This window comes from Streptomyces sp. NPDC102258, from assembly GCF_055584685.1.
This window is the reverse complement of record NZ_JBVJLO010000005.1, coordinates 302,958-326,901: the sequence shown is the minus strand read 5'-3', so window position 1 is coordinate 326,901 and position 23,944 is coordinate 302,958. Positions and strand designations below refer to the sequence as shown.

At 72.3% G+C, this 23,944-nt stretch carries 18 protein-coding genes and 1 pseudogene; 7 read left to right on the top strand and 12 right to left on the bottom strand.

What is annotated here, in order from left to right:
* Positions 1-13: 13 nt before the first annotated feature.
* On the bottom strand, positions 14-1,252 hold the full coding sequence (locus ACZ6ZT_RS11645; RefSeq protein ID WP_469717987.1) for a hypothetical protein: 1,239 nt from the start codon (positions 1,250-1,252) through the stop codon (positions 14-16).
* A 9-nt stretch (positions 1,253-1,261) separates the two neighbouring features.
* Positions 1,262-4,063 carry a hypothetical protein gene (locus ACZ6ZT_RS11640; protein WP_469717984.1) on the bottom strand — a complete coding sequence of 934 codons (2,802 nt, stop codon included), beginning with the start codon at positions 4,061-4,063 and terminating at the stop codon, positions 1,262-1,264.
* Between the two features lie 256 nt (positions 4,064-4,319).
* Between ACZ6ZT_RS11640 and ACZ6ZT_RS11635 the strand changes: the two genes are divergently transcribed.
* Entirely contained in the window at positions 4,320-5,354 is a 1,035-nt protein-coding gene (locus ACZ6ZT_RS11635; protein ID WP_469717982.1) for a serine/threonine-protein kinase, read from the top strand.
* Positions 5,355-5,384: 30 nt separating this feature from the next.
* Here the strand turns inward: ACZ6ZT_RS11635 and ACZ6ZT_RS11630 are convergent, their stop codons facing one another.
* Positions 5,385-6,122: a dienelactone hydrolase family protein gene (locus ACZ6ZT_RS11630; RefSeq protein ID WP_469717978.1), complete on the bottom strand. Its 738-nt coding sequence runs from the start codon at positions 6,120-6,122 to the stop codon at positions 5,385-5,387.
* Positions 6,123-6,211: 89 nt separating this feature from the next.
* Positions 6,212-7,380, bottom strand: a pseudogene (locus tag ACZ6ZT_RS11625) (DUF4246 domain-containing protein).
* Between the two features lie 539 nt (positions 7,381-7,919).
* Here ACZ6ZT_RS11625 and ACZ6ZT_RS11620 point away from each other — a divergent pair.
* From ACZ6ZT_RS11620 to ACZ6ZT_RS11600, 5 genes are all read left to right on the top strand, one after another.
* Positions 7,920-8,138: a hypothetical protein gene (locus tag ACZ6ZT_RS11620; RefSeq protein WP_469717975.1), complete on the top strand. Its 219-nt coding sequence runs from the start codon at positions 7,920-7,922 to the stop codon at positions 8,136-8,138.
* 115 nt (positions 8,139-8,253) lie between these two features.
* Positions 8,254-9,060, top strand: a complete 807-nt coding sequence (locus ACZ6ZT_RS11615; RefSeq protein ID WP_469717971.1) for a hypothetical protein — start codon at positions 8,254-8,256, stop codon at positions 9,058-9,060.
* Positions 9,061-9,149: 89 nt separating this feature from the next.
* The gene (locus ACZ6ZT_RS11610; RefSeq protein ID WP_469718288.1) at positions 9,150-11,291 is read left to right on the top strand and encodes an NHLP family bacteriocin export ABC transporter peptidase/permease/ATPase subunit; all 2,142 of its coding nucleotides are present in this window, start codon (positions 9,150-9,152) and stop codon (positions 11,289-11,291) included.
* A gap of 1 nt (position 11,292) precedes the next feature.
* Positions 11,293-14,166 (top strand): NHLP bacteriocin export ABC transporter permease/ATPase subunit, encoded by a 2,874-nt coding sequence (locus ACZ6ZT_RS11605; protein ID WP_469717966.1) that lies wholly within the window; start codon positions 11,293-11,295, stop codon positions 14,164-14,166.
* Positions 14,167-14,215: 49 nt separating this feature from the next.
* On the top strand, positions 14,216-15,019 hold the full coding sequence (locus ACZ6ZT_RS11600) for a class I SAM-dependent methyltransferase (protein ID WP_469717963.1): 804 nt from the start codon (positions 14,216-14,218) through the stop codon (positions 15,017-15,019).
* A gap of 21 nt (positions 15,020-15,040) precedes the next feature.
* On the opposite strand, the gene ACZ6ZT_RS11595 is transcribed toward ACZ6ZT_RS11600, so the two are convergent.
* The 4 genes from ACZ6ZT_RS11595 to ACZ6ZT_RS11580 all read right to left on the bottom strand — a co-directional run bounded on the left by ACZ6ZT_RS11595 (position 15,041) and on the right by ACZ6ZT_RS11580 (position 17,868).
* Positions 15,041-15,385, bottom strand: a complete 345-nt coding sequence (locus tag ACZ6ZT_RS11595; protein ID WP_469717959.1) for a hypothetical protein — start codon at positions 15,383-15,385, stop codon at positions 15,041-15,043.
* Between the two features lie 5 nt (positions 15,386-15,390).
* Positions 15,391-15,921 (bottom strand): DoxX family protein, encoded by a 531-nt coding sequence (locus ACZ6ZT_RS11590; RefSeq protein WP_469717957.1) that lies wholly within the window; start codon positions 15,919-15,921, stop codon positions 15,391-15,393.
* A gap of 66 nt (positions 15,922-15,987) precedes the next feature.
* Positions 15,988-17,307: an aldehyde dehydrogenase family protein gene (locus tag ACZ6ZT_RS11585; RefSeq protein ID WP_469717955.1), complete on the bottom strand. Its 1,320-nt coding sequence runs from the start codon at positions 17,305-17,307 to the stop codon at positions 15,988-15,990.
* A gap of 45 nt (positions 17,308-17,352) precedes the next feature.
* Entirely contained in the window at positions 17,353-17,868 is a 516-nt protein-coding gene (locus ACZ6ZT_RS11580; RefSeq protein WP_469717954.1) for a MarR family winged helix-turn-helix transcriptional regulator, read from the bottom strand.
* Positions 17,869-17,991: 123 nt separating this feature from the next.
* Between ACZ6ZT_RS11580 and ACZ6ZT_RS11575 the strand changes: the two genes are divergently transcribed.
* Entirely contained in the window at positions 17,992-19,086 is a 1,095-nt protein-coding gene (locus ACZ6ZT_RS11575; protein ID WP_469717952.1) for a hypothetical protein, read from the top strand.
* A 19-nt stretch (positions 19,087-19,105) separates the two neighbouring features.
* Here the strand turns inward: ACZ6ZT_RS11575 and ACZ6ZT_RS11570 are convergent, their stop codons facing one another.
* The 4 genes from ACZ6ZT_RS11570 to ACZ6ZT_RS11555 are packed head-to-tail and all read right to left on the bottom strand — an operon-like array spanning position 19,106 to position 23,921.
* Positions 19,106-19,861, bottom strand: coding sequence for a class I SAM-dependent methyltransferase (locus ACZ6ZT_RS11570; protein WP_469717950.1), 756 nt, complete (start codon positions 19,859-19,861; stop codon positions 19,106-19,108).
* 55 nt (positions 19,862-19,916) lie between these two features.
* Positions 19,917-21,116, bottom strand: coding sequence for an aminotransferase class V-fold PLP-dependent enzyme (locus ACZ6ZT_RS11565; RefSeq protein ID WP_469717946.1), 1,200 nt, complete (start codon positions 21,114-21,116; stop codon positions 19,917-19,919).
* Entirely contained in the window at positions 21,109-22,428 is a 1,320-nt protein-coding gene (locus ACZ6ZT_RS11560; RefSeq protein ID WP_469717943.1) for a pyridoxal-phosphate dependent enzyme, read from the bottom strand. Before ACZ6ZT_RS11560 ends, ACZ6ZT_RS11565 begins: the two co-directional genes overlap by 8 nt.
* Positions 22,425-23,921: a Y4yA family PLP-dependent enzyme gene (locus ACZ6ZT_RS11555; RefSeq protein ID WP_469717941.1), complete on the bottom strand. Its 1,497-nt coding sequence runs from the start codon at positions 23,919-23,921 to the stop codon at positions 22,425-22,427. Before ACZ6ZT_RS11555 ends, ACZ6ZT_RS11560 begins: the two co-directional genes overlap by 4 nt.
* Positions 23,922-23,944 lie beyond the last annotated feature (23 nt).

Genomic DNA, 23,944 nt, shown 5'->3' with positions numbered 1-23,944 from the left:
GGCCGGCCTCGCGTCAGCCGGCCGCAGCCCGGGCCGGGATCAGGTAGGCCAGGCGGGCGGCGATGGCGCGGAAGTCGCGGATGAACTCCGCGAGGTTGACGATCCCCTGTCTCAGCAAGGCGGGGGTGGCCGCCAGGGCGGACAGCCCCTCCTGGCCCACCGCCGTCAGACCGGCGATCACGCCCGCTTCGACGGCCACCCAGACGAAGAGGGCCAGCACGGCCGCCGCGCCGAGGCCGGCGAGGAAGAGTTCGCCGTCCTTCGTGAAGAGCCGCCGGTCGGCCTGCATCACCGTGGCCAGTTCCGGCACCAGCGTCGGGCCCGGGGCCCGACGCTTGCGCGCCCACTCCCGTACCGCCTGGTTCATCCGCTCCTTGACGCTCTTCGGGATCAGGGAGCTGTCGAACGAGGCCCGGTGAACGTGGTACAGCATCAGCCCGTCATAGCCGGGGCGGCCGGTCTCCGGCCGCGGGAACTCCTTGAAAGCGGCCCGGTTGGTGGGCCAGAAACAGATCCAGTCGGACACCACGCCCTTCCCGCTCGTGCTGTCGATGTGCAGGGGCAGCGGCAGCAGCATCAGCGCCGGATGCAGCCGCCAGGTACTGGCCCGGGCGCTGACCTGGAGGGAACGCTGCATCCCGGCGAGTTCGAGCCGCATCCGGACGGCGCAGGGGTCCTCCAGGATGGACACCTTGCTCCGCAGCTCCTTGTACGTTTCGAGGCCCCCCTGCCGGGTGCCGACCTCCACCTCCTCCATGCTCAGCTCACCCGCGTAGGACTGGAGGCCGAGCATGTCCGGTTTGAGCTGCCCACCCGGTACGAGCTTGCGCACGGCTTCGATCAGGACGCCGGCCGGTGCTTTGCGGCCGGGGTCGAGCAGCTTCTGTAGCTCCAGGACCTTCGACGGCGAGACGGGGTTGCGGAAGTCCTCGCCCAGCACCCGCAGGGCCATCCGCAGGACCGGATCGCTGGGCTGGACCGTGAGCCGCTTGTACGGCGCGCCTTCCCCGCCGGACATCGGGGGCCGGCCGCCCTGGCCCTTCTCCTGGCCGGCGATGAGGTCGAAGACCTCCTGGAGCCGGTCCAGCTGGTGCGTCACATGGGTGGAGCCCGGCAGCTCCGCCATGTGCTGCTCGAAGTGGTACCTGACCCAGAGCTCGGCGGCGATCCACTCCCACCCGGTCAGCAGTGCGCTGTCCCGCTCGCCCAGCAGCTCGCAGCGGGTCTCCTCGTCCAGTTCGTCGGCGGGCACGGCGTCCCCCTACGCGATCGAGCCGAGGTTGGACGTGACGGCGATGTCCGTCCCGGACGACGGGGTGTACTCGTTCCACTCCGCGATGAGCGCCCCCTTGGTTCCCGGCTGGAGGACCGGGATCGCGGCGGGCGACGGCGAGTGGGTCCGGCTCAGCTTGCCGACGACGATCTCGTTGCGGAGCGTGTTGCCCGCGACGACGGTCTGCGCCTCCTGGAGCCCGCGCTCGTCCGCCACGTCGATGACGACCGTCGACCCGGCCAGGAACCCGGCGGCCGACTCGACCTTGACGGTCACGGGACCGTCCGGATCGACGGGGTTGGGCGCCAGCGGGGTCCCGCAGGTGGTGTACACGGCGTCCTCCAGTCGTACGGCGGAACGCCCCGGGTTGGCCGGCGGGATACCCGGATAGTTGCGGTCGTCGTACGCCGCCACTTCCTTGGCGATGCTCAGGTAGTACGGCGGGGGCTGGCTCGGCGGCGGGTCCTGGTGGTGGAAGCCGCCCTCCACGAACTTCACCCACTCCTGCTCCCAGCCCTTGCGCACCGTCAGCACCACCCGCGCGCAGCCGGCGCGCAGGAAGGCCTGCCGGTTGGCGTCGGAGTGCTGGATCTGCCGGATGAAGTCCCAGCTCGGCGGCACGTCCCAGAAGTACGAGTACAGGTACGAGTACAGGAACGTGACGACGTTCTCCCACTCGATCGCCTGGTTGAGGAACCGGACGTCGGACTCGTGCCGGCGGAAGACGGCCCAGTCGGTCGCGCTCCAGCCCAGGGAGTTCCCGTCGAAGCCGATGCCGTGCTCCAGATCGACGCCCGCGGAGACGAACAGCTTGACGACCTCCTCCGGCATGAAGTCGAAGCCCGGGCCGAGCAGGGCGCGCAGGACGCCCTTCATCACCTCGTCGCTCTCCTCGCGGCGGAGCGTGAGGGTGTCGACGTTGTTGATCCGCTCCTCCAGGGCGGAGATCCGTGCGGCCACGTCCTGCTGCTGCGAGTAGTACTGGTTCTGGGCGGCGTCGCGCAGGGCGTTCCAGACGGCCGCCTGCCACTTCTCCCTGACACGGGTGTTCACCGGCGTCTCGCCCGGCCCCGGCTCCCCGCCCACGGGGATCTCCTCCAGCTGCGCCACGACCTTGACGGAGGTGTGGCGGTTGTCCCCGAGACGGAAGGAGACCGGCACCTTGCCGGTGGCGCGCAGCTGGAAGCCGCCCCATTGCGGCAGGGTCAGCTCGATCGGTCCGTGGCTGCCGAACGGCTCGGTGATCTGGTACGAGGAGCCCAGCACTTCCAGGTGGTACTGGTGCTCCGAGCCGGTCTTGCTCGCCGAGCTGAACCAGAGGTTGAGGGTCTTGATCCGGTAGCCGTCGGGGATCTCCAGCGGCTCGGGAGTGAAGATGCGGGGCTCGTCGGAGTCCGGCGCGTCCACGCTGAACTGCGGTGGCGACGGCGGCTGGGGCGGATCCGGCACCACCGCTCCGTACCGTTCGCCGAGGACCAGGTGGTGGGGCTGCGTCTCGTGCTGCTCGGTGAGGATCTTGTCGGTGATCTCGGAGTGCGGCACATCGAATCGGAAGGGGCCGATCTGCAGCCGCAGGGCCTCCAGTTCCTTGTACGCCTTGCGCAGCGCGGCCCCCGGCTCCGCCACCACCAGGTCGTACGTCAACCGCAGGCCGTAGCGGTACAGCCGCACGCGCCATTTCCGCATCAGGCTGAAGTAGTCGATCCGGACGGCGTCGGTCTGGCTGGGATTGCGCAGCGTGCGCGTGGACTCCTCGGAGCTTCCGGTGACGGTGGTGGTGGAGATCGTGACCTTGTGTTCCTGCTTCGCGCGCGACGACGCCTTCTTGGTGAGCTCGGTGGCGTGCTTGGTGCTTTCCGTCGCCGACTGGGAGGTGGAGTCCTGGGCGGTGAAACTTGAGCTGGCCGAACCGGAGATGACGGGGATGCCGCCGCGCACGGTGCCGGTGACGTTGAACTGGTTGGAGTGCTGTGCCTGGGACGAGGTCGACTGGGCCAGCTCGGTGTTGTCCGTGACTCCGGTTTCGCTGGTGTTCTCCAGCGAGTCGGTCACGATGGAGCTGAACTCCTTGGTCTGCACCGACCATTCCTTGTGCGTGACGGCGGTCTGCTCCAGCGGCGCGAGGGGAATCGTCGCGATGAGCTCGCCCCGCTCCAGGCCGGCGGGGGCCATCTCCATGCGCTCCAGGTTGATCCAGCCGATGTTGGGCGCGACCGAGTTGGCCTCCAGGGACCTGGTCCCCACGACCGCGGCCCGTAGCGCCAGTTCACACCGTGCCCGGTCCGCGTCCGGTGCCGCGGCGGCGGCTCGCCGGATCTCGACCAGGGCGTTCCCCACCGCGGTGAGGGCCGCCACCGGCACGGCCGTGAAGGCGCTCGCCGGGGGAGTGGTGCCGGGATCCGGGGCCGGTACTCCGGGCGCGGCGAAGGCGGTGGTACCGGCGCCGAGCAGCTCGAAGACCTCATCGGACACGGGCTCCGTCCGCTCGCCGCCCGTACGGACGTGGACGCCCTCCGGATCGCGCAGCCGGCTCCGGACCGCCTCCAGTTCCGCACCGGAGAGGGCGAGCCGCCGGACGAAGGCGGACTTCAACAGGGCCTGCCCGGTGGGCGGCGGGGGTGCTTCCAGCTGGACCAGGGTGGCCTTGAGCATCTCCCTGGTGGAGCTGGTCAGTACCGGCGGTGCCGCGGGGGCCGGAAACGGGGGGTAGACCGGCGCCGCGGCGGGCGGCCCGGTGCCGGCGGAGAAGCCGCTTGACGCGGTCACGTCCATGGATTCGGTGCCGTCCATCAATTTCCCCATCCCCGCCCCGGCCCTCTTATAGGGGCCCCCTATGGCTCCGCTTCTCAAATTACTGGAAAGGAAAGGGAATTAATCAGGGTGATTTTCCGCCGCCGTTAAATAAACGATAATCCTATGAGGAATTCCCGATTCGATGTCGGGCGTGCTCCGACGGACGCGACCGGTCCCTCAACACCTCTACGGCGTAGCGGCCTTCGTGCCGGGTAGGCGCGGGGCACTGCCCGCCAGTCGAGGAGGACCACGCATGTGCAATGTCTTGCTCGCCGGTCGCTACCGGCTCCTGGCGGCCATAGGTGCCGGCGGTACGGCAGACGTGTTCCGGGGGCTCGACGAGGTGCTGGGTCGCGAGGTGGCGGTGAAGGTGCTCCGACGCGACGCGGGCGCGGTCACCGCCGACACCTTCTGCGAGGAGGCCCGTACCCTGGCCCGGTTGTCGCACCCCGCCCTCGTCACGGTCTATGACACCGGGCGCGATGCACACCGGCCGTTCATGGTCACGGAGCTGATCCGAGGGACCACCCTGCGCACCCGCGTGGACGCCGGTCCGCTCAGCCCGCTCACGGTCGCACGGATCGGTGCCGAGATCGCCTCCGCCCTCGACCACGTACACGCACAGGGCATCGTCCACCGTGACGTCAAACCCTCCAACATCCTCCTGGGTGAAGACGGGGCCGCCTACCTGGCCGACTTCGGCCTGTCGAGCAGCAGCGACAGCCGGCCCGTCCGGGAACCCGAGACTTTCGTCGGCACGCCCGCCTATATGGCCCCCGAGGAGCTGCTGGGCGACAGCGCGGGCACGGCGGGCGACGTGTACGCCCTGGGGCTGACCCTCCTGGAAGCCCTCAAGGGCCGCCGCGAGTACCAGGGGACGCCCATCGAAGCCGGCACCGCCAGCCTCCTGCATCCGCCCCGCATACCCGTCGGCCTGCCCGGCGAACTCGGCGGGCTGATCGGGGAGATGACCGAGCGGGAACCCTCTGCCCGGCCCGACGCCGCGCGGGTGCACCGGGTGCTGCGCGACATCGCGCGCACGCCGGCCACGCGGCCCACCGCCCGCCACCCGGCCCCGCCACAGCAGGTCCCGCCGGGCCGGCACGCCGCAACCCGCCACCGGGCGGCCGCGTGGGGCCTGGCGGCAGCGAGCGTCGTCGGCGCCTGCACCCTGCTGATGGGCAGCGTCCCCGACCGGGTGAAGGCGTCCCCCTCCGCCGCCACACACGTATGGACGTCGATACCGAGTCACGCCGAGACCCCGCTTCCGCGTCCCCCGCGGCCCTGAGGTGCTCCAGGGCCCGTACGGGTTACCGGGTCACGCCCCCGGATCCTCCGTCACGGGCAGGCACTCGCCGAGCAGGTCGACGACATCGCGCCAGGCTCGCCGCGCGTGCCGTGGGTGGTAGCCGACGCCGGGGACCACGGGGTGGTCGACCGGCGGGTGGTGGAAGGCGTGCAGGGCGCCGCCGTAGACCGTGAGACGCCAGTCGACGCCAGCGGCCTGCATCTCGGCGGTGAACGCGTTCCGTTGCGCGGGCGGCATGATCGGGTCTTCCGACCCGACCCCGGCCCACACCGGGCAGCGGATGCGCGCCGCCTCGCCCGGCCGGCCCGTGGTCAGTGCGTTGACGGTCCCGATCGCGCGCAGATCGACGCCATCGCGCCCGAGTTCCAGCCCGACGGCGCCCCCGGTGCCGTAGCCGACGACGGCGATCCGGTCGGGGTCGGTCCGGGGCTCGGCGCGCAACACGTCGAGCGCCGCATGGCCGATGTCCCGCATCCGGCCGGGATCGGCGAGCAGCGGCAGGCAACGGGCCAGCATCTCCTCGGGGTCGCCCAGATAGCGCCCGCCGTGGAGGTCGAAGGCCAGCGCCACATATCCCAGCTCGGCGAGAGCATCGGCCCGGCGGCGCTCGACGTTGCTGAGCCCCATGCCCTCCGGTCCGAGCAGCACCGCGGGCCGGCGGTCGACACCGGCCGGGAGCGCGAGGTGCCCGATCATCGTCAGACCGTCGGCCGGGTACTCGACCGTACGCGTCGTCATCATCGTCATGGGACCGGACTGTAGTGAGCGGAGAGCCCGGTCCGGCCGCTGTTCCGCCGCCGGCGGAACAGCGCGGACGTTCCGCTGAAACCCCGGGTTCAGTGCTCGCAGAGGGAGAATTCGCGTGCGTAGACCTGGTCGTTGTGTTCGTCGACGAAGAACTTGCGCTCCCGCATCAGCTGTTCGCGGTAGTGCTTCGCCTCTTCCAGCGTCATGGTCGAGGTGTCGGACCACGGCTGTTGCGGTGGTACGTCGGAGGTCGAGACGATCCTCTGCGACGGGTCGACCAGGAAGAATGCGAGGATCTTGCGGTGTCCCGGGCGGGTGCTGTCCACGAGGCGGAACGGGCTGACGCGGTGTTGCAGGACGTTCGGGAACGCCAGGCAGCGGCCCGCCGGGGTCGAGGTCGAGCCCAGTACCTGGTTCAGGGCGTCCTCGTCCTCCAGGCCGTAGACCTCGCGCAGACCGTTGTCGCCGTTCTGTTCGTAGTGCGGGTCGGCGAGCGCGGCCCGGAAGGCGAGCCGGCTCTCGGTCGTGTTCTCGCTGTCCCAGTAGTAGATGGCGGTCGAGACGATCCGCTCGTTCAGCATCCCCTCCACGTGCCAGGAACCGCCGGGGTACTCGGGCTTGTCCGGGGTGAGGTGGAGGGTGGCGAGCTTGACGATGACCTGGAGGCGGCGGCCGCGCAGGTCGACCCGGGCGGAGGGGCGGGGCGGCTCGGGCGGAGTGAAGTCCGGGGCGTCCGGGACCACCGGGCGCCGGGCCCCCCACCATCCTCCTACCCCGACAAAGAGGCTTACGGGCAAGCGCTTCGCGTCTGGGAGGAGGCCCATGACGCATGCACCAGATCCAGCACCTGGCCGTCGGAACCGGGATGCCAGTCCCGTTCCGCTTCGGGGACCTGTTCCAGAACCCGGACCGCCTCGCGCAGCCGGGTGCGGAGCGCGTCGTCGACCAGGGAGTCCGACTGCCACACGCCGTCCACGGCGGACACTTCGATGCCGGTCCGTGCGTCTCTGAGCCCGGCGTAGTGCGCGAGTTCGGCGAGCACGTAGCGCACCTGCGCCTCGGTGAGGCCCTGGGCGACGGCTTCGCGTGTCCACCTGGCCACGATGTCGGCCTCGTTCATCTTGTCGAACCACCCCGGCTTCGCCCGGATGTGTGCGCTGCACTGCGTCATCTGCAGTTCCCGCAGGGTCCGGGGTGTCGCGAACGCTATGGAACGGGACGTGTGAAAGGGCAGCGGGAAGGCAGGCAGGCCGGTCAAGCTACTGGTCCTTCGAGTAGATGTGCGATGGGGATGGCGATGGCGGTGGCGGTGGCGGTGGCGCGAAGAGTACTTCAGCGCGCCGACACCAAAGGGGCGGGTGTGCGCTGGGTCATGGGTCCGTCGCGGACCGCGACCGCCACGGAATCTTCACAGCGTGAGAGTGGAGTGTATGACTCCTCTTATCTGTACGGGCGTTATGCCGGAAATGAGCGAGACGATTGATTCGCATATGTCCCTTGTGTGCTCTGTAAGGTGCGCGTCCCGCAGATGTGTTACTCGATCTTGTGGGGAAGGCGTGATGATCCGGCGGGTGAATGGAAAAACCTTCCCGCCCCGCGTCCACCCCGCCCGTCCGGACGCGTCAACACGGTTCGCCCCCTCACCCGTTGGCGTGCTTACATCGGCGCATCGCAGCGGTTCCGGAAGCGGCGTCATCATTCACGTTGGCCGGAGCCCTCGCACAGGTGGTCGGACCGCCTTGGCGCGGTCTGCCCATGCCCATCCCCACACCTCAGACGAACGAAGGGTGCGCTCCCATGCGTAACGACATCGAGACCCGCGAGATCGCCGACGACGAACTGGACGCCGTTTCCGGCGGCATCGCCCTCGGCGGCGGCCTCCTCGGCGGTGTGACCGGCGACGTGCAGAACGTCCTCGGCGCCGTCACCTCCCTGCACACCGTCCACGGCGCGCTGGCCCTGCCCGGCCAGGTCGAGGGCATCGTCGGCGTCCGCGCGGGCGTCGCCGGTCTCTGAGCGGTCCGGTCCGGCGTGACCAGTGAACCCCGGAACGCACCCGTTCCGGGGTTCACCCCGTGCGTCACGCAGCCGCGCAGGCAGTCGTTGGGCGTCGAGGAAAGAGTCCGAGTCCGTGCAGTTCCGTCACAAGGCGCTCTCCAAGCTGCAATCGCCCGAAGAGCTCGATCTTCCCGTGCGGTTCGCGCGCCCCCAGGGCCGGCTCGTCCTGGCCGTCACCGTCGTCGTCATGGCGGCCGCCGCCTGTTGGGCCTTCACCGGATCCGTGTCCTCCAAGCTGAGCGCACCCGGCATCCTCACCCGCGCCGAAGGCAGTTACCTCCTGCAGAGCCCCTTCGCGGGGCAGGTCACCGCCGTGCAGGCCAAGGAGGGCCAGCTGCTGGCGCCCGGCGCACCGCTGCTCCAGGTCAGTACCGCGCAGGGGGACCGGACCGTACGCGCCGTGGCCGGGGGCCGGGTCACCGCCCTGCTCGCCAGGGTCGGAGCGGTCGTCACGACCGGCGCCGACGTGGCGACCCTGGAACGCGCCAAGAACCCCGACGACCCGCTGGTGGCGGTGCTGTACGTACCCGCCGCGAGCGGCGCGGCCGTCCCGGTCGGCGCCGCCGTCGACCTCACCGTCCAGTCGGTGCCGCAGCAGCGCTACGGCGTACTCCACGGCCGCGTCCAGGACGTCGGCCGGACCCCCCAGACCCCGGCGCAGATCGCCGGGTTCCTCGGCGACGCCCGGCTCGCCGCGCAGTTCAGCCGGCAGGGCAATCCCGTCCAGGTCCTCGTACGGCTCGAACGCACCGCGCGGACCCGCTCCGGCTACCGGTGGTCCTCCACCGACGGCCCCCCGTACGCCCTCGACTCCACGACACCGGTCACCGGCGCCGTCCACCTCTCCGTACAGCGCCCCGTCGATTGGCTGCTCCCGTGACCACCCCCACCCCCACGGCTGCCCCCACCGGCCACCGCTCCTCCCGCCGCAAGCCCGCTCCCGCCCCCCGGGGAGGCACCCCCCGCGCCGTGCGCACCCCCACCGTGCTCCAGATGGAGGCCGTGGAGTGCGGCGCCGCCGCCCTCGCCATGGTGCTCGGCCACCACGGCCGCTTCGTCCCCCTGGAGGAGCTGCGCATCGCCTGCGGCGTCTCCCGCGACGGCTCCCGCGCCGCCAACCTGCTGCGCGCCGCCCGCGGTTACGGACTGCAGGCCAAGGGCATGCAGATGGACCTCGCCGCGCTCGCCGGGGTGCGGCCCGCGGCCATCCTCTTCTGGGAGTTCAACCACTACGTCGTCTACGACGGCATGGGCCGCCGCTTCGGCCGCCGCGGCGTGTACGTCAACGACCCCGCCAAAGGCCGCCGGTTCGTGCCGATGGACGAGTTCGACACCAGCTTCACCGGAGTCGTGCTCACCTTCGAACCCGGCGCCGGCTTCCGCCGCACCGGCCGCAGGCCCGGCGTCCTGGCCGCCCTGCCCGCCCGGCTGCGCGGCACCTCCCCCTCCATGCTCGTCGCGGTGCTCTCCAGCCTCCTGCTGGTGGCCGTCGGCGCGACGGTGCCCGCGCTGAGCCGTACGTACATCGACATGTTCCTGATCGGCGAACAGACCTCGCTGCTCGGCGTGCTGTTCGCCTCGATGGCGGTGGCCCTGGCCCTCACGGCCGTCCTCACCTGGCTCCAGCAGGCCAACCTGCTGCGCGGGCGCATCATCTCCTCCACCCTCGGCAGCGCCCGCTTCCTGCGGCACCTGCTGAGGCTGCCGGTCACCTTCTTCTCCCAGCGCAACCCGGCCGACCTGGTCCAGCGCCTCCAGTCCAACGACGCCGTCGCCGAAACCCTCGCCCGCGACCTGGCCGCCGCAGGGGTCGACGCCGTGGTCGTCGTCCTCTACGCCGTCCTGCTGTGGACGTACGATCCCGGTCTCACCCTCGTCGGCGTGCTGATGGCGCTGCTCAACGTGGTGGCGCTGCGGATCGTCATCCGGCTGCGGGCCACCGGCACGCAGAAACTGCGCGCGGAGAACGCCCGGCTCACCAACACCTCGTACAGCGGCCTCCAGCTCATCGAGACGATGAAGGCCACCGGCGGCGAGAACGGCTTCTTCCGCCGCTGGGCGGGCCAGCACGCCGTCACCCTCGACGTACAGCAGCGGCTCGGTGTGCCGAGCGCCTGGCTGGCGATCGTCGCGCCCACCCTCGCCGCGTTCAACAGCGCCCTGATCCTGATGATCGGCGGTCTGCGCGCGGTGGAGGGCCACCTCTCGATCGGTCTGCTCGTCGCCTTCCAGGCCCTGGTCACCAGCTTCACCGCCCCCATCACCCGGCTCGGCGGCGTCGCCGGCCGGATCCAGGACTTCGCGGCCGACGTGGCCCGCCTCAAGGACGTGGAGAACTTCCCCGTCGACCCGCTGTACTCGCGCCGCGAACCCCCGGCCGCCACCCGCCGCCTCAAGGGCCACGTGGAGCTGGAGCACATCACCTTCGGCTACAACCCGCTGGACACCCCGCTCCTGAAGGACTTCTCCCTCACGGTCGGCCCCGGACGGCAAGTCGCGCTCGTCGGCGGCTCCGGCAGCGGCAAGTCCACCGTCTCGCGGCTGATGTCCGGCCTCCACGCGCCCTGGGAGGGCGCCATCCGCATCGACGGGATGCGGCTGGAGGACATTCCGCGCGGGGCGCTCGCCGCCTCCGTCTCCTTCGTGGACCAGGACGTCTTCCTCTTCGAGGGAACCGTCCGCGACAACATCGCCCTGTGGGACCCCTCCCTCCCGGATGAGGCCGTCATCACCGCGCTGCGCGACGCCGCCGTGTACGACGTCGTCTCCCGCCGCGCCGGCGGCATCCACAGCCGCGTCGAGCAGGACGGCCGCAACTTCTCCGGCGGCCAGCGCCAGCGCCTGGAGATCGCCCGCGCCCTGGTGCGCCGTCCCAGCGTGCTGGTCCTGGACGAGGTGACCAGCGCCCTGGACGCGGCGACCGAGCGGATCGTCATGGACGGCCTGCGCCGCCGGGGCTGCGCCTGCGTGGTCATCGCCCACCGGCTGAGCACGGTGCGCGACAGCGACGAGATCGTCGTACTGGACCGGGGAACGGTCGTGGAACGCGGCCGGCACGAGGAACTGCTCGCCCGGCAGGGCGCGTACGCCGCACTGGTCAGGGAGCACTGAGGTGACCACCACCTGGCAGACGCAGGCCGTACCCGACCCCGTGGTGGCCGCCCTCGCCGCCGTCGGCTCCCCGGTCGACTGCGCGGGCCTGCGCAGCCTCCCCCTGGAGGGTCCGCTCGTACTGTGGCTCGTCGAGGGCGGCGCGCTGGACCTGTTCGCCGTCGACGCCGCGCTGGAGGGGCACTGGCACTTCCTGGGCCGGCTGGAGGAGGGATCCCTGCTGCTGGGACCGGCCGACGGCTGCGCGCACACCCTGGTCGCCAGGCCCGTGCACGGCTGCCGCATCCGCCGCATCGAACTGCGGGAACTCCAGCGCCCCGAGCACGCGGCCGCCGGGATGGCGCAGGACGGCTCCTGGGGCTGGTACGCCGACCAGAGCGGGTACGGGTACGGCCTCCCCGGCGGCACCCTGAGCCCCCTCGAAGAGGCGTTCGCGCTCGGCGTCGGCCGCGGGATGCGCGTGCTGTACCAGGCACCGCTGGAGAGCCGGACCGCCACCGGCCCCGGCCGCGACGACGACGTCCTGTGGATGCAGATCACCCCGGGCAGCGTGCGGTACGGGGCGGCGTACGAGGGCCACGGCATGGCCGGGGCGCTCCTCCTCGACGGGGCGATGTGGCAGGGCATGGTCGACCAGCAGTACCGGCTGCTGTACGCCCTGGACCGGTGGATCGAGCAGCTGGAGCGCGCCCACGAGGACCGTACCGCCGCCGGCATCGAGGCCGGTGAGGCGGCCCGCACCCAGGCGGACCGGGCCCTGCTCGCCTCCATCGGGCGCGCCGGCCGGGGCGCCCGCGCCCACCGGCCCGCGAGCGACGACGCCACCCTCGCGGTGTGCCGCCTGGTCGCCCGCGACGCCGGCATCACCCTGACGGAACCGGCCGGGACGTCCCCCGTCTCCGAGGGGACGGATCCCCTCGAACGCATCGCGCTCGCCTCGCGGATCCGGACCCGGCCCGTCCGGCTCGCCGGCCGCTGGTGGCGGGAGAACAGCGGCCCCCTGGTCGGCCGGCGCGCCAAGGACCAGGCGCCGGTCGCTCTGCTGTGGCGGCGCGGCGGATACACGGCCGTCGACCCCGCCACCGGGACGCGCGAACGTATCGGCAAGGCCCACGCCGACACCTTCGAATCCGGCGCCGTGATGCTGTGCCGCCCGCTGCCCGACGGCAGGCCGAGCCTGTTCACGCTGGTCCGCTTCAGCATCCGCGGCACCGGCCGGGACCTGCGCAGCCTCGTCCTCGGCGGCCTCGTCGCCGTGGGTCTGGGGGCGCTCGTCCCCCTGGCCACCGGCCGGATCCTCGGCACGTACGTGCCCCAGGGCGAAGGCGGCCTCATCGTGCGGTGCGCCCTCGCGCTCATCGCGACGAGCACTGTGTCGGCCGCGTTCATGCTGCTCCAGAACATCAGCGTGCTGCGCATCGAGGGCCGGATCGAAGCCACCTTGCAGCCCGCCGTCTGGGACCGACTGCTGCGGCTGCCGGTGCCCTTCTTCGCCGGCCGCTCCACCGGCGAACTGGCCGGCGCCGCCCTCGGGATCAGCTCCATCCGCCGGGCGGTGTCCGGCATCGGCGCGGTGTCCGTCCAGGCGTCCGCCGTCGCCGCGATGAACCTCGTCCTGCTGCTCGTCCACAGCGTGCCGCTGGCGCTCGCGGCGCTGGCCATGCTGCTCGTCATCGCCGCCGTGTTCCTGGGTCTCGGCCTCTGGCAACTGCGCTACCAGAGACGGCTGGTCAAACTGGGCAACAAGCTCAACAACCAGGCGTTCCAGACCCTGCGCGGCCTGCCCAAACTGCGCGTGGCCGCCGCCGAGAGCTTCGCCTACGCCGCCTGGGCGCGCGAGTTCGCCCGGACCCGCGAGCTGCACCAGCGCATCGGCCGCATCAAGAACGCCGTCACCGTCCTCAACGCGGTGTGCCTGCCGCTGTGTTCGGTCGTGATGTTCGTACTGCTGGCCGGCCCGGCCCGGGGCAGCATGTCCGCGAGCGAATTCCTCACCTTCAGCACCTCCGTGACGATGATGCTGTCCGCGGTGACGCAGCTGACCGGCGCCCTCCTGTCGGCCGCCGCCGTGCAGCCGATGTTCGAGGAGGTCAGGCCGCTCCTGGAGGCGGACCCCGAGGTACGCGGCTCCGGCATCCGGCCCGGGACGCTGGGCGGCGCCATCGAGGTGAAGAACCTGTCCTACCGGTACGCCGACGACGGCCCGCTCGTCCTCGACGACGTGTCCCTCCAGATCCGCCCGGGGGAGTTCGTCGCGATCGTCGGGGCCAGCGGCTGCGGCAAGTCCACCCTGCTGCGCCTGCTCATCGGCTTCGACGCACCGGCCTCCGGCAGCGTCCTCTACGACGGCCAGGACCTGGCGGCGCTCGACCAGGCGGCCGTCCGCCGCCAGTGCGGGGTCGTGCTGCAGAACGCCCAACCCCTGTCCGGCTCGATCCTCGACTGCATCGGCGGCGCGGAGTCGTGCTCGCTGGAGGAGGCGTGGGAGGCGGCCGCGCGGGCGGGCCTGGCGGAGGACATCAAGGCCATGCCGATGGGCATGCACACCGTCCTCTCGGACGGCGGCGGCACCGTCTCGGGCGGCCAGCGCCAACGGCTGATGATCGCCCAGGCGCTCCTGCGCGAGCCGCGCGTCCTCTTCCTGGACGAGGCCACGAGCGCGCTCGACAACGCGGCCCAGAGGGTGGTCATCGAATCCACCCGCGCCGCGCGCTGCACCCGTGTCGTGATCGCCCACCGGCTCTCCACGATCATGGACGCCGACCGGGTGATCGTGATGTCGGAGGGACGGATCGCCCAGCAGGGCGCCCCCGCGCAGCTCCTCGCCGACACGGACGGCCCCTTCCACGACCTGGTACGCCGCCAGGTCGGCTGACCGGCTCGGGGCCCGCCGTCGTCCGGGGGCCGTCTGCCACAATTCCCGCATGGCCGGACACGACACCGAACGCGGGTACCTGCTGGACAACCGGCAGTCCCAGGCGGGTGTCCGCTTCGGCGCCCTCGCCGAACTGTTCGACCCGGTGACCTTCCGGCACGTCGACCGGCTCGGCATCGGCCCCGGCATGCGGTGCTGGGAAATCGGCGCCGGCGGGCCCTCCGTCCCCCTCGGGCTCGCCGAACGCGTCGGCCCGGCCGGCACGGTGGTCGCCACCGACATCGACGTGTCCTGGATCCGGCACATCGCCGGCGGCCCGATCGAGGTGCTGACCCACGACGTGACGGCGGACCCGCCACCGCCGGGCGGCTTCGACCTCGTCCACGCCCGGCTGGTACTGGTGCACCTCGCGGACCGGGCCCGGGCGCTGCGTTCGATGGTGCGGGCACTTCGCCCCGGCGGGCTGCTGCTCCTGGAGGACGCCGACCCCGCGCTGCAACCGCTGCTCTGCCCCGACGAATCCGGTCCCGAACAGCGCCTCGCCAACCGGCTGCGGTCCGGCTTCCGCACCCTGATGGCGGCGCGCGGCGCGGACCTCTCGTACGGGCGCACCCTGCCCAGGGTGCTGCGGGAAGCCGGCCTGGACGACGTGGAGGCCGACGCGTACTTTCCGCTCACCTCCCCGGCATGCGCCGTGCTGGAGGACGCCACGGTCCGCCAGATCCGGCACCGCCTCGTGGCGGAAGGACTCGCCACGGACGGGGAGATCGACCGGCACCTGGCGAATGTCGCCGCGGGGCGGCTGGACCTGGCCACCGCGCCGATGATCTCCGCTTGGGGACGCCTCCCGTAAACGCGGCAGGGGCCCGGCCCTTCAGTCCCCGCGCCGCCGCAGGTCCAGCATGTCCAGCAGACGGGCCAGGTCGTCGGGGCCGGTGGTACGGGACTCGACCGCCTCCTGCGCCAGCTCACGACGGCCGGTCCCGCCGGGGGAGGCGTCCGCGCGCCGGAGCCGGCCGGCGACGGCCGGTCCGGGCCCGCCCCGGCCGCCGGAACGCGCCCGGGCCTCGCAGGCGCTCGCGCAGACGGCGGCGGAGCGCCCGGTACGCCGGCGCCGCGCGCTCCGGGCGACGGCGGCCAGGGCCCGCGCCCACGCACGCGCGCCGACCGGGCCCGGCCGGGCGGAAGCGGGCCTTCCCGTCCCGCGGTCGATGGCCACGGCGCTCAGCGGGAGCCGCGCGCCGCGGCCTTGACGCGGGCGGCCGTGGTCGCCGCAGCCGCCTCCACGGGACGGCGGGCGGCCCGCACCGGGTGCCGGTGGTCGAGCGCGTGCCGGGAGCGGTAGGCGAGCGAGGGCTTGCCGTGGGTGTCGGCGGCGGCGATGAGCAGCCCTCCCAGTGCGGAGAGGTCCGTCAGGAAGTGCGCACGCCGGCGGGCCCGCTCCTCCGGGTCCTCCACCGCCCAGAACGCGTGCGCGGTGAGGGCCGTCGGCACCAGCGTGGCGGCGAGGGTGAGCGCGGCCAGGCGCGGGGCGCGCCCCGTCGCGAACAGCAGGCCCGCTCCGGCCTGGACCGCGCTGGTGACGCGTACCGTTTTCAGCGGGTCCGCGGCCAGTGCCGGGACGCGTTTGCCGACCGCTCGGGCGAGGGGCTGGGCGAGTTCCGCCCCGGCCTCGGGGTGGCGCAGGGTGCGCAGCCCGCCGGTGACGAACGGGGCGGCCAGCAGGGGACGGGCGAGCTTTCGAAGAACAGCCATGTCCACCCTGATGCCCCGGCTCGGCCCGTCCATCCGGCCGGATTCCGCCCGCTGGCCCCGGGGCCGTCAGCGCAGGGGCTTGTCCAGGACGGCCTTGCGGTGGCTGAAGGTGTCCAGGGAGTAACGGCCGTGGTAGCTGCCCATACCGCTTTCCCCCACACCGCCGAAGGGCAGGTCGGACACCGTGAGGTGCGCCACGGGCAGGTTGAACGTCAGACCGCCCGAGGAGGTCTCCCGGGTCAGGCGCTCGCGCGTGGTGTCGGACTCGGTGAAGGCGTACAGCGCCAGCGGCTTGTCCCGGTCGCGGATGAACGCGATGGCCTCGTCCAGCCCGGCCACCTCGACCACGGGCAGGATCGGCCCGAAGATCTCCTCGCGCATCACGGGGGAGTCGGGCGCCACCCCGGCCAGGACGGTCGGGGCGAGGTAGCGGTCGGCGCGGTCGTGGGCGCCGCCGGTGACGGTGCGGCCGGAGCCGAGCAGGCCCGTCAGCCGGTCGAAGTGCCGCTCGTTGACGATCCGGCCGTACTCCGGGGAGGCCGCGGGGTCCTCTCCGTACAGCGCGAGCACGGCCTCGGCGAGGGCCTGCTCCAGTTCCCGGGCGGTGTCGGGGTCGGTCAGCACGTAGTCGGGCGCGACACACGTCTGGCCGGCGTTCATGAACTTGGTGGACGCCAGCCGGGCGGCCACGACGCCCAGGTCCGTGCCGCGGTCGACGAAGACGGGCGACTTGCCGCCGAGCTCCAGCGTGACCGGGGTGAGGTTCTCGGCGGCGGCCCGCATGACGATCCGGCCGACCTGGCCGTTGCCCGTGTAGAAGATGTGGTCGAACCGCTGCGCGAGCAGCTCGGTGGTCTCGGGCACCGCGCCCTCGACCACGGTCACCGCGTCGCGGTCCAGGTAACGCGGCAGGAGGTCGGCGACGGCGCGCGAGGTGGCGGGCGCCAGTTCGCTGGGCTTGGCCACGACGCAGTTGCCGGCCGCCAGCGCGCCCACGACCGGGGCGAGCAGCAGCTGGAGGGGGTAGTTCCAGGGGGCGATGACGAGGACCACGCCGAGCGGGTCCCGCACGGTGTGGGCGGCGGCGGGGCTCAGCCGCTCGGGTACCGGGGCCGGCTGCGGCCGCAGCCAGTCGGCCAGGTGTTCCAGGGTGTGGTCGATCTCCCGCACGGTGAAGTCGATCTCGGTGCGGTAGGCCTCCGCCCGGCTCTTGCCGAGGTCGGCGTGGAGCGCGGCGGCCAGCTCGTCACCCCGCTCGGTCAGCAGCCTCCGCAGGGCTTCGAGCCGGCCGGTACGCCAGGCCAGGGGCTTCGTACGCCCGGTGTCGAAGGCGGCGCGCAGCCGGGCGACGACGTCTGCGGGCTTTTCGGCGGGCTGGTCCGACATGCGTATCTCCTGGGGTCGGGCGAAGGCTATCGATGTATATAGCAACTAATTGGCGGGTGGTATTCCCGGCGGGTCGGCCGGATGCTCCGGATGCTCGGGAAGCGCCGAGCGTTCGTTGTAGCGCAGCAGGTAGGCGGCGAAGCGGTCGAGGTCGTCGGGATCCCAGTCCGCGAGCCGCTCGTCGAACATCGCCCGCCGGTCCCTGGTCGCCCTCGCAAGCGTCGCGGCGCCCGCGGGGGAGAGCTCCAGTACGTGCACCCGCTGGTCGTCCGGATCGGTGCGCCGGGCCACCAGCCCCGCCCGCTCCAGCGCGGCGACCTGGCGGCTGACCGTCGAGCGGTCCAGCGCGTAGTGGGAGGCGAGGTCGGAGGCCCGGCAGCCGTGGCGCTCCTCCAAGTGGCTGAGCAGGGTGAACGACACCAGGGAGAGCTCGGGGTGCATCCGCGCGGCCGCGGACCGGGCCCGTCGGGCGAACGCGGTCATCTCGCGCTGGATGGTCTCGACGGCCGCCGTCCGGCGCTCCTGTCCGGGCCGGGCGCCGCCCCGTGGTTCCGCGGTCATGGCGTCTCCTCTCGATGTAGTTGTATAGTACAACTGCAAGGGAAGTTGTAAATGCCAACTATGTCGGAGGAGCCGCCGGGGCCTGCCCCGCACGGCCCGGGCCGGCACCGGAGGTCCTGTCGCATGTCCGGTCACGCATCCGCCCACCACCCCGCCGGGGGTCCCGCGCTGCGCCACGTTCTCACCCATCTCCTGACCCCGCTGCTGATGTGCCTCGGCATGGGCCTCGCCTACCTCGGCGCCTTCGTCCACCCCGAGCCCCACCACCTGCCGGTCGCCGTCGTCGGCGAGGGGCCCCGGACGATGGTCTTCGCCCAGACGCTCAAGGACGGCGCCGGCGACGCCCTCGACGTACGCACGCTCGCCCATCGCGCCGACGCCGTGGAGCAGGTCAAGGACCGCCAGGTCGTCGCCGCCTACGTCCCCGGCGACACGGCCCCCGAACTGATCGTGGCCACCGCCGCCTCCGACACGAGCGCCACCGTGGCGGAAAAGGTCTTCACCCCGGTCGCCGCCCGGCAGGGCCTGCCGCTCAAGGTGACCGACGTCGTCGGCACCGTCCATGACGACCCGACCGGCCAGGGGCTGTTCTTCCTGCTCGTCGCGGTCAGCATCGGCTCGTACGCCTCCGTGGCGGTCCTCGGCGGCGCGGGCGCCGCGCTGCGCATGCGCGGGCGGGCGCTGCTCGTCGTCGCAGTCTCGGGCGTCGTCAGCGCGATCGGCGCACTGCTCGCCGGGCCGGTGTTCCACCTCGCCCACCACGACCTGGCCGGAGTCTGGGGCCTGAGCTGGCTCTACTCCGCCGGCATCCTCTTCATCGGCGTCGGCCTGCACACGTTCCTGAAGCGCTGGACGACGCTGGCCATGATGGTGCTCTTCGTGATGCTGAACTTCACCAGCTCCGGCGGGCTGTTCCGGCCCGAGCTGCAGAACGGCTTCTTCGGCTCCCTGCACGCCTTCTGGAACGGCGCCGGGTACATGGACGGCCTGCGCGGCCTCCTCTACTTCGGCAACGACGGCCTCGCCCGGCAGCTGGGCACCCTCGTCGGCTGGCTGCTCCTCGGTCTGGCCCTCACCGCCGTGGCCGGACTCACCGAACGCCGCCGGGCCGCCGCGCAGCGCCCCGCCGCCGTGGACGGGCCCGTCACCGAGGACCGGACCGTCGCCGAGAAGGAAGAGGACGAAGAGGAGGAGATGGCGGAAGCGGTCGGCGTCTGAGGCGCCGGTCCGTGCCGGTTCAGCGGACCGCGACCACCACGTGGCTGTTGCCGAACTGCCAGACCGTCCCGACGTGTTCGAAGCCGGCCTCGCGCAGGAGTGCGAGGTGGTCGGTGAGGGTCAGGTCGTTGCCCTCGCAGTGCGGATGGGTGCGGCGGTCGCGGTCGGCGAGGAGGGGCGTCAGGTCGGGATCGGCCCGCACCCCCGACCACCACGACTCCCAGTCCTCGTGTGCGTGGGCCTGCTGGCGCTCGGCCCGCCGCCGCCCGATGTCCACGGCCAGCTCGTGGACCTTGGGCGAGTCCGGTTCCAGATGGTCGCCGTTGACGAGGACCCCGCCGGGCCGGATGCGCTCCGCCAGCTCCCCGTACGTCTGCCGCAGGGTCTCCGCGCCGAGGTAGTGCAGGGCCGTGGTCGAGACGGCGGCGTCCACCGGGCGGTCCAGCCCCAGCGCACCGAGCCACCCCGGCTCCCCGATGCGGGCCTCCGCGAACCGCAGGGCCGGGCCGTGGTGGGCCCTCCCCAGCTCCAGTAGCAGCGGATCGGCGTCGACGCCCACCACCTCGGCGGCGGGCATGCGCCGCGCCAGCCGGGCGGCGAGCGACCCCGGTCCGCACCCCAGGTCGAGGAGGAGCGGGGCCGGATGGCCCGCCGTCACCCGCTCCACCACGTCGGAGATGACCGTGAACCGCTCCTCGCGGTCGATCGCGTAGCGCTGCTGCTGCCGCTCCCAGCGCTCGACCCACCGCGTGGCCGCCACCGTACGCACGTCCATGTCTCGGTCCGCTCGTGCCTCTGCCGTTCTCACGGCGCTGAACTCCACATGAAAATCATTGCAGAGTCGCCAGGGCCGCGATCAGCTTTTCGATCTCCTCAGGTGTGTTGTGGACGTGCAGACTGACGCGGACCGAGCCGTCCGACTCCCCGGCGCCCGCCTGGCAGTGCCCGTCGGAGCGCACCATGAACCCCTCGCCGTAGAGGATGAACCCGAGATCGCGCGAGGGGATCTCACGGTGCCGGAACGCCACGATGCTCCGGCGCCGCTGCACCTCCGAGCCGGCCGTCAGACTGGAGCGGCAGCCGAGGACCTCGTACGCGGACAGCCGGCTCAGGCCGTCCGTCAGCCGGGCCGCCAGCGCCACCGTCCACGCCTCGATCCGCTCCGTTCCGGCCGCGTCGAGCCAGTCGAGGGCGGCGGTCAGGCTCGCGATGCCGACGGTGTTCGGCGTACCGGCCCAGCCGCCCGGCCGGAACTGCGGCCCGCGCCGGCCGCGCGCCCAGACCGCGCCCGTACCCGGCAGCGCCATGGCCTTGTGCCCGGAGAACACCACGAAGTCCACGTCCAGCCCGGCCAGGGACAGCGGCAGGTGGCCGACGCTCTGCGCGGCGTCGAGGCAGATCGGGACGTCCGGGCCGGCGACCCGGCGGATCCGGTGCACGTTCATGTCGACGCCGTACACGTGGTGCACATGGGTGACCGCCACGAAGCGGGTACGCGGACCCACCGAGGCGGCGAGCGCCGCCGGATCGTAGTCGCCCGAACCCGCCTGGTACGGCAGCTCGCGGACCGCGATCTTGACGCCCTGCCGGGCCAGCAGTTCCCGTACCTCCAGCCACGGCGCCAGGTTCGCCTCGTGGTCGGCGAACGGGACGACGATCTCGTCCCCGTCGGCCAGCCACCCCGCCAGCCAGTCCCGGCCGACGGCCCGCAGCCCCTCGGAGGCCCCGCTGGTGAAATGCACCGACGAGTGCTCCGGCGCGGGATCGCCCAGGAACTCCTTGACGCGTGCGCGGGCCCGCTCCACCAAAGCCGTCGTCGCGTTCGCCCACGGGTACGAACCACGGCCCGCGTTGGCGTTGGAGGTGGTGAGGTAGCCCTGTACGGCGTCCAGTACGGCCCGCGGCTTCTGCGCGGTGGCCGCGCTGTCCAGGTACGCCAGCTCCGGGTTCGCCACGACGATGGGGAACTGCGCGCGCAACGGGGCTTGCCAGGAACGGAGTTCCTCCACGGCGTCGGTCACGTCAGTCACGCACCAGCGGCGCACCGGCGTCGCGCCACGCGATGATCCCTCCCGCGAGGCTGCGTACGTCGGGATGGCCCATCCGGGTCAGCAGGGCGGCGTACCGCGCCGACTGCTCGCCCACCGGACACGCCAGCAGCACCGGCTGCCGCTTGCCGAACGGCAGGCCTCCCCGCACCATTTCGTCGAACAGCTCGTCGACGATGTTCACCGACCCGTCGATGTGCAGCGCCGCGTACGCGAAGGAGCTGCGCAGATCGACCACCAGGGGCCGCTCCGCCGCGATCCACTTCCGGGCGTCCGCCACCTCGATGACCTGCGCCGCCCGCACCTCGGCAGCGGTCAGCGTCGTCACGGAGTTGCGCGCGGGCGGGCGGCCCAGCAACTCCGGGCGGCGCTGTTTGATGTAGCCGAGATAGCTCTCGACGCGGTCGCAGACGATGAAGACGGCCGTCTTCCGCTCGGTCAACTCCGCGTCGAGCGGGGCGAGGTGGCGCACCGCGCCGTGGTACGCGGCCCCGCCGGTGGGGCCGGCGAGGATCCCGCAGCGCCGGACCAGGGTGAGCATGCCGTCGATGGCGTCGCCGGAACCGACCGGCTCGATCGTGTCGTAGGTGGCCGGGTCGAAGAGGCCGACCTCGTGGACCTCGTCGATCGTGCGGATGCCGGGGATGAAGTCCGACTTCTCACCGACCAGCCCGACCACCCGTACGCCGGGATCGTGAGCGCGCAGGCTGCGGGCCACACCGGTGGACGAGCCCGCCGTACCGACGCAGGCGAGGAAGAAGTCCGGGGCGCGGCCGTCCAGGTCCGCCACGATCTCCGGGCCCGTGCCCGTCTCGTGCGCCTCGGTGTTGAGCGCGTTGAAGTACTGGTCGGTGTGCAGGTGGGCGCTGCCCGATTGGTTCAGCCGCTGGTGGAAGAGGGTCAGCGGGTCCTCGGTGTCCATCGGGTCCAGGCATTCGCTGCGGCCCGGCAGCTCCTCGATCTCGGCGCCCAGCAGCAGGAGCAGGTCCTTGACCTCCGGGACGCGCATCCGGTTGGTGACGCTCTTGAACGACAGCCCGTGCATGCCCGCGATGACGGCCAGTGCCTTCGCCGTGTTGCCGCTCGACAGCTCGACGACCGTCGCGCCGCGCTCGCGCGCGTCGGCCAGGCCGGCCCGGGCCATGCTCCAGGCGGCCCGGTCCTTGACCGAGCCGAAGGGGTTGAGCATCTCCAGCTTCGCGTACAGGTCGATGTGGCGCAGGCCGTGAACGGCCGGATCGATACGAACCAGCGGTGTGTTGCCGATGGCGTCCGTGATGCTGTCGTACCTCATGCCCGTCCCCCCGAATCGGTGATCCCGTGCTCCTCGTCCGGCCCGTGCTCCCCGACCGGCCAGTACTCCTCGTCCAGGCACCAGCGCCAGGCGTCCCCGGCCCGCCGGACGGCCACCTTGCGGGCCACCGGCTGCCGTTGGGCGCGGGTGGCGCCGAAGTCCATGCAGTACCCGGCGGTGTTGGCGAAGCCGAGCAGGTCGCCGGGGGCGGGCAGCCGCGGCAGGAACACCGTTCTGCGGGTGATCAGGTCGGCTTCCAGGCAGAGGTTGCCCATGAGGTGGACGGCGGCCGGTTCCGGCGGGCCGGCGGGGCCGCCGTCGCGGGGCAGCAGCACGGGGTCCATGAGGATGCCGTGGTCCTCGAAGGTGACGTCGCTCGCGTTCATGCCGAGGCGGACGAGCGCGGGGCCGGTGTCCGTACGGCGCACCTCCAGCACCCGGGCCAGCGACAGCCCGCACTGGTCGGCGAGGGCCCGGCCCGGCTCGGTGTACAGGTCGTAGAGGCTCTCCAGCAGCAGGGTGCCCAACGGCCGGCCCAGCGTGGGGGCGGGCCGGGACAGGAGCGCGTCGAGGTAGCCGACGCCGGCGACCGGGCGGTGGGCGGGATACAGGCTCAGGGCGCCGCGCAGCGTTCCCCCCTCGGCGTGCAGCCCGTAACCGTGGCCGCCCCAGGTCAGGGGCGGACGCCGGCCCAGCACCGCGGCGGTGAGCTCGCTCGTGTAGCGCTCCCACTGGGCGGCGTGGGCGAGGTAGCTGACGCCGAAGCCGCCGCCGATGTCGACCGCGCGCGGCTGGAAGCCCCGTAACCGCAGGTCGTCCATGGCGCGCAGGCAGCCTTCGAGGGCGACGGCCTTCTCGTCCGGGCTCGTGGTGTCCAGGTGGTAGGCGACGCCGACCGGTTCGAGGAGGTCCCGGTGGCGTTCGAGCAGGTCCAGCAGCGGTGCCAGGGCCTTCACGGACGTACCGAACCGGCTCGCGCGCGACAGCGTCCTGGGCCCCGACGTCTCGAACCCGGACAGCCGTACGAGGACCTTCGGCCGCGGCAGACCGTGACGCCGGACGAGGCCCGCCAGGGTCTCCAGCTCCTGCGGCCCGTCGGCGTTCACCAGGGCCCCCGACCGTGCGGCCAGCCAGAGGAACGCCGGATCCTTGGGCCCGGTCGCCATGACGCGGTCCCCGGTGAAACCGGCGCCGAGGGCGTGCTGGAGCTCGCCCAGCGAGGCCACGTCCACGGCGGCGTCCGCGGTGGTGAGCCGGCGCACGAGCGAACGGGAACGGTTGCTCTTGTGGGCGAAGAAGATCCGGCCGCCGAGGCGGTGGCGGCGGTAGACGGAGCGGAAGTCCTCGGTGTTCTCCGCTATCTGGTCGGGCAGCAGGACGTTGAGGGGCGAACCGAGGGCGTCCACGAGCGTGTGCAGGAAGGGCGCCGAGCCGAGCAGTGCGGCCGGCCGGGGGGCCAGCCGGGGTTCCAGGTACAGGGGGGCCGTGTCCATCCCAGCCGCTCCTCCCGCCTCGC

Coding starts and splice junctions, on each gene's coding strand:
- ACZ6ZT_RS11640 (WP_469717984.1), bottom strand. CDS start 4,063: ATGGACGGCACCGAATCCATGGACGTGACCGCGTCAAGCGGCTTCTCC.
- ACZ6ZT_RS11635 (WP_469717982.1), top strand. CDS start 4,320: ATGTGCAATGTCTTGCTCGCCGGTCGCTACCGGCTCCTGGCGGCCATA.
- ACZ6ZT_RS11630 (WP_469717978.1), bottom strand. CDS start 6,122: ATGACGATGATGACGACGCGTACGGTCGAGTACCCGGCCGACGGTCTG.
- ACZ6ZT_RS11620 (WP_469717975.1), top strand. CDS start 7,920: ATGCGTAACGACATCGAGACCCGCGAGATCGCCGACGACGAACTGGAC.
- ACZ6ZT_RS11600 (WP_469717963.1), top strand. CDS start 14,216: ATGGCCGGACACGACACCGAACGCGGGTACCTGCTGGACAACCGGCAG.
- ACZ6ZT_RS11590 (WP_469717957.1), bottom strand. CDS start 15,921: ATGGCTGTTCTTCGAAAGCTCGCCCGTCCCCTGCTGGCCGCCCCGTTC.
- ACZ6ZT_RS11585 (WP_469717955.1), bottom strand. CDS start 17,307: ATGTCGGACCAGCCCGCCGAAAAGCCCGCAGACGTCGTCGCCCGGCTG.
- ACZ6ZT_RS11580 (WP_469717954.1), bottom strand. CDS start 17,868: ATGACCGCGGAACCACGGGGCGGCGCCCGGCCCGGACAGGAGCGCCGG.
- ACZ6ZT_RS11575 (WP_469717952.1), top strand. CDS start 17,992: ATGTCCGGTCACGCATCCGCCCACCACCCCGCCGGGGGTCCCGCGCTG.
- ACZ6ZT_RS11570 (WP_469717950.1), bottom strand. CDS start 19,861: ATGGACGTGCGTACGGTGGCGGCCACGCGGTGGGTCGAGCGCTGGGAG.
- ACZ6ZT_RS11560 (WP_469717943.1), bottom strand. CDS start 22,428: ATGAGGTACGACAGCATCACGGACGCCATCGGCAACACACCGCTGGTT.
- ACZ6ZT_RS11555 (WP_469717941.1), bottom strand. CDS start 23,921: ATGGACACGGCCCCCCTGTACCTGGAACCCCGGCTGGCCCCCCGGCCG.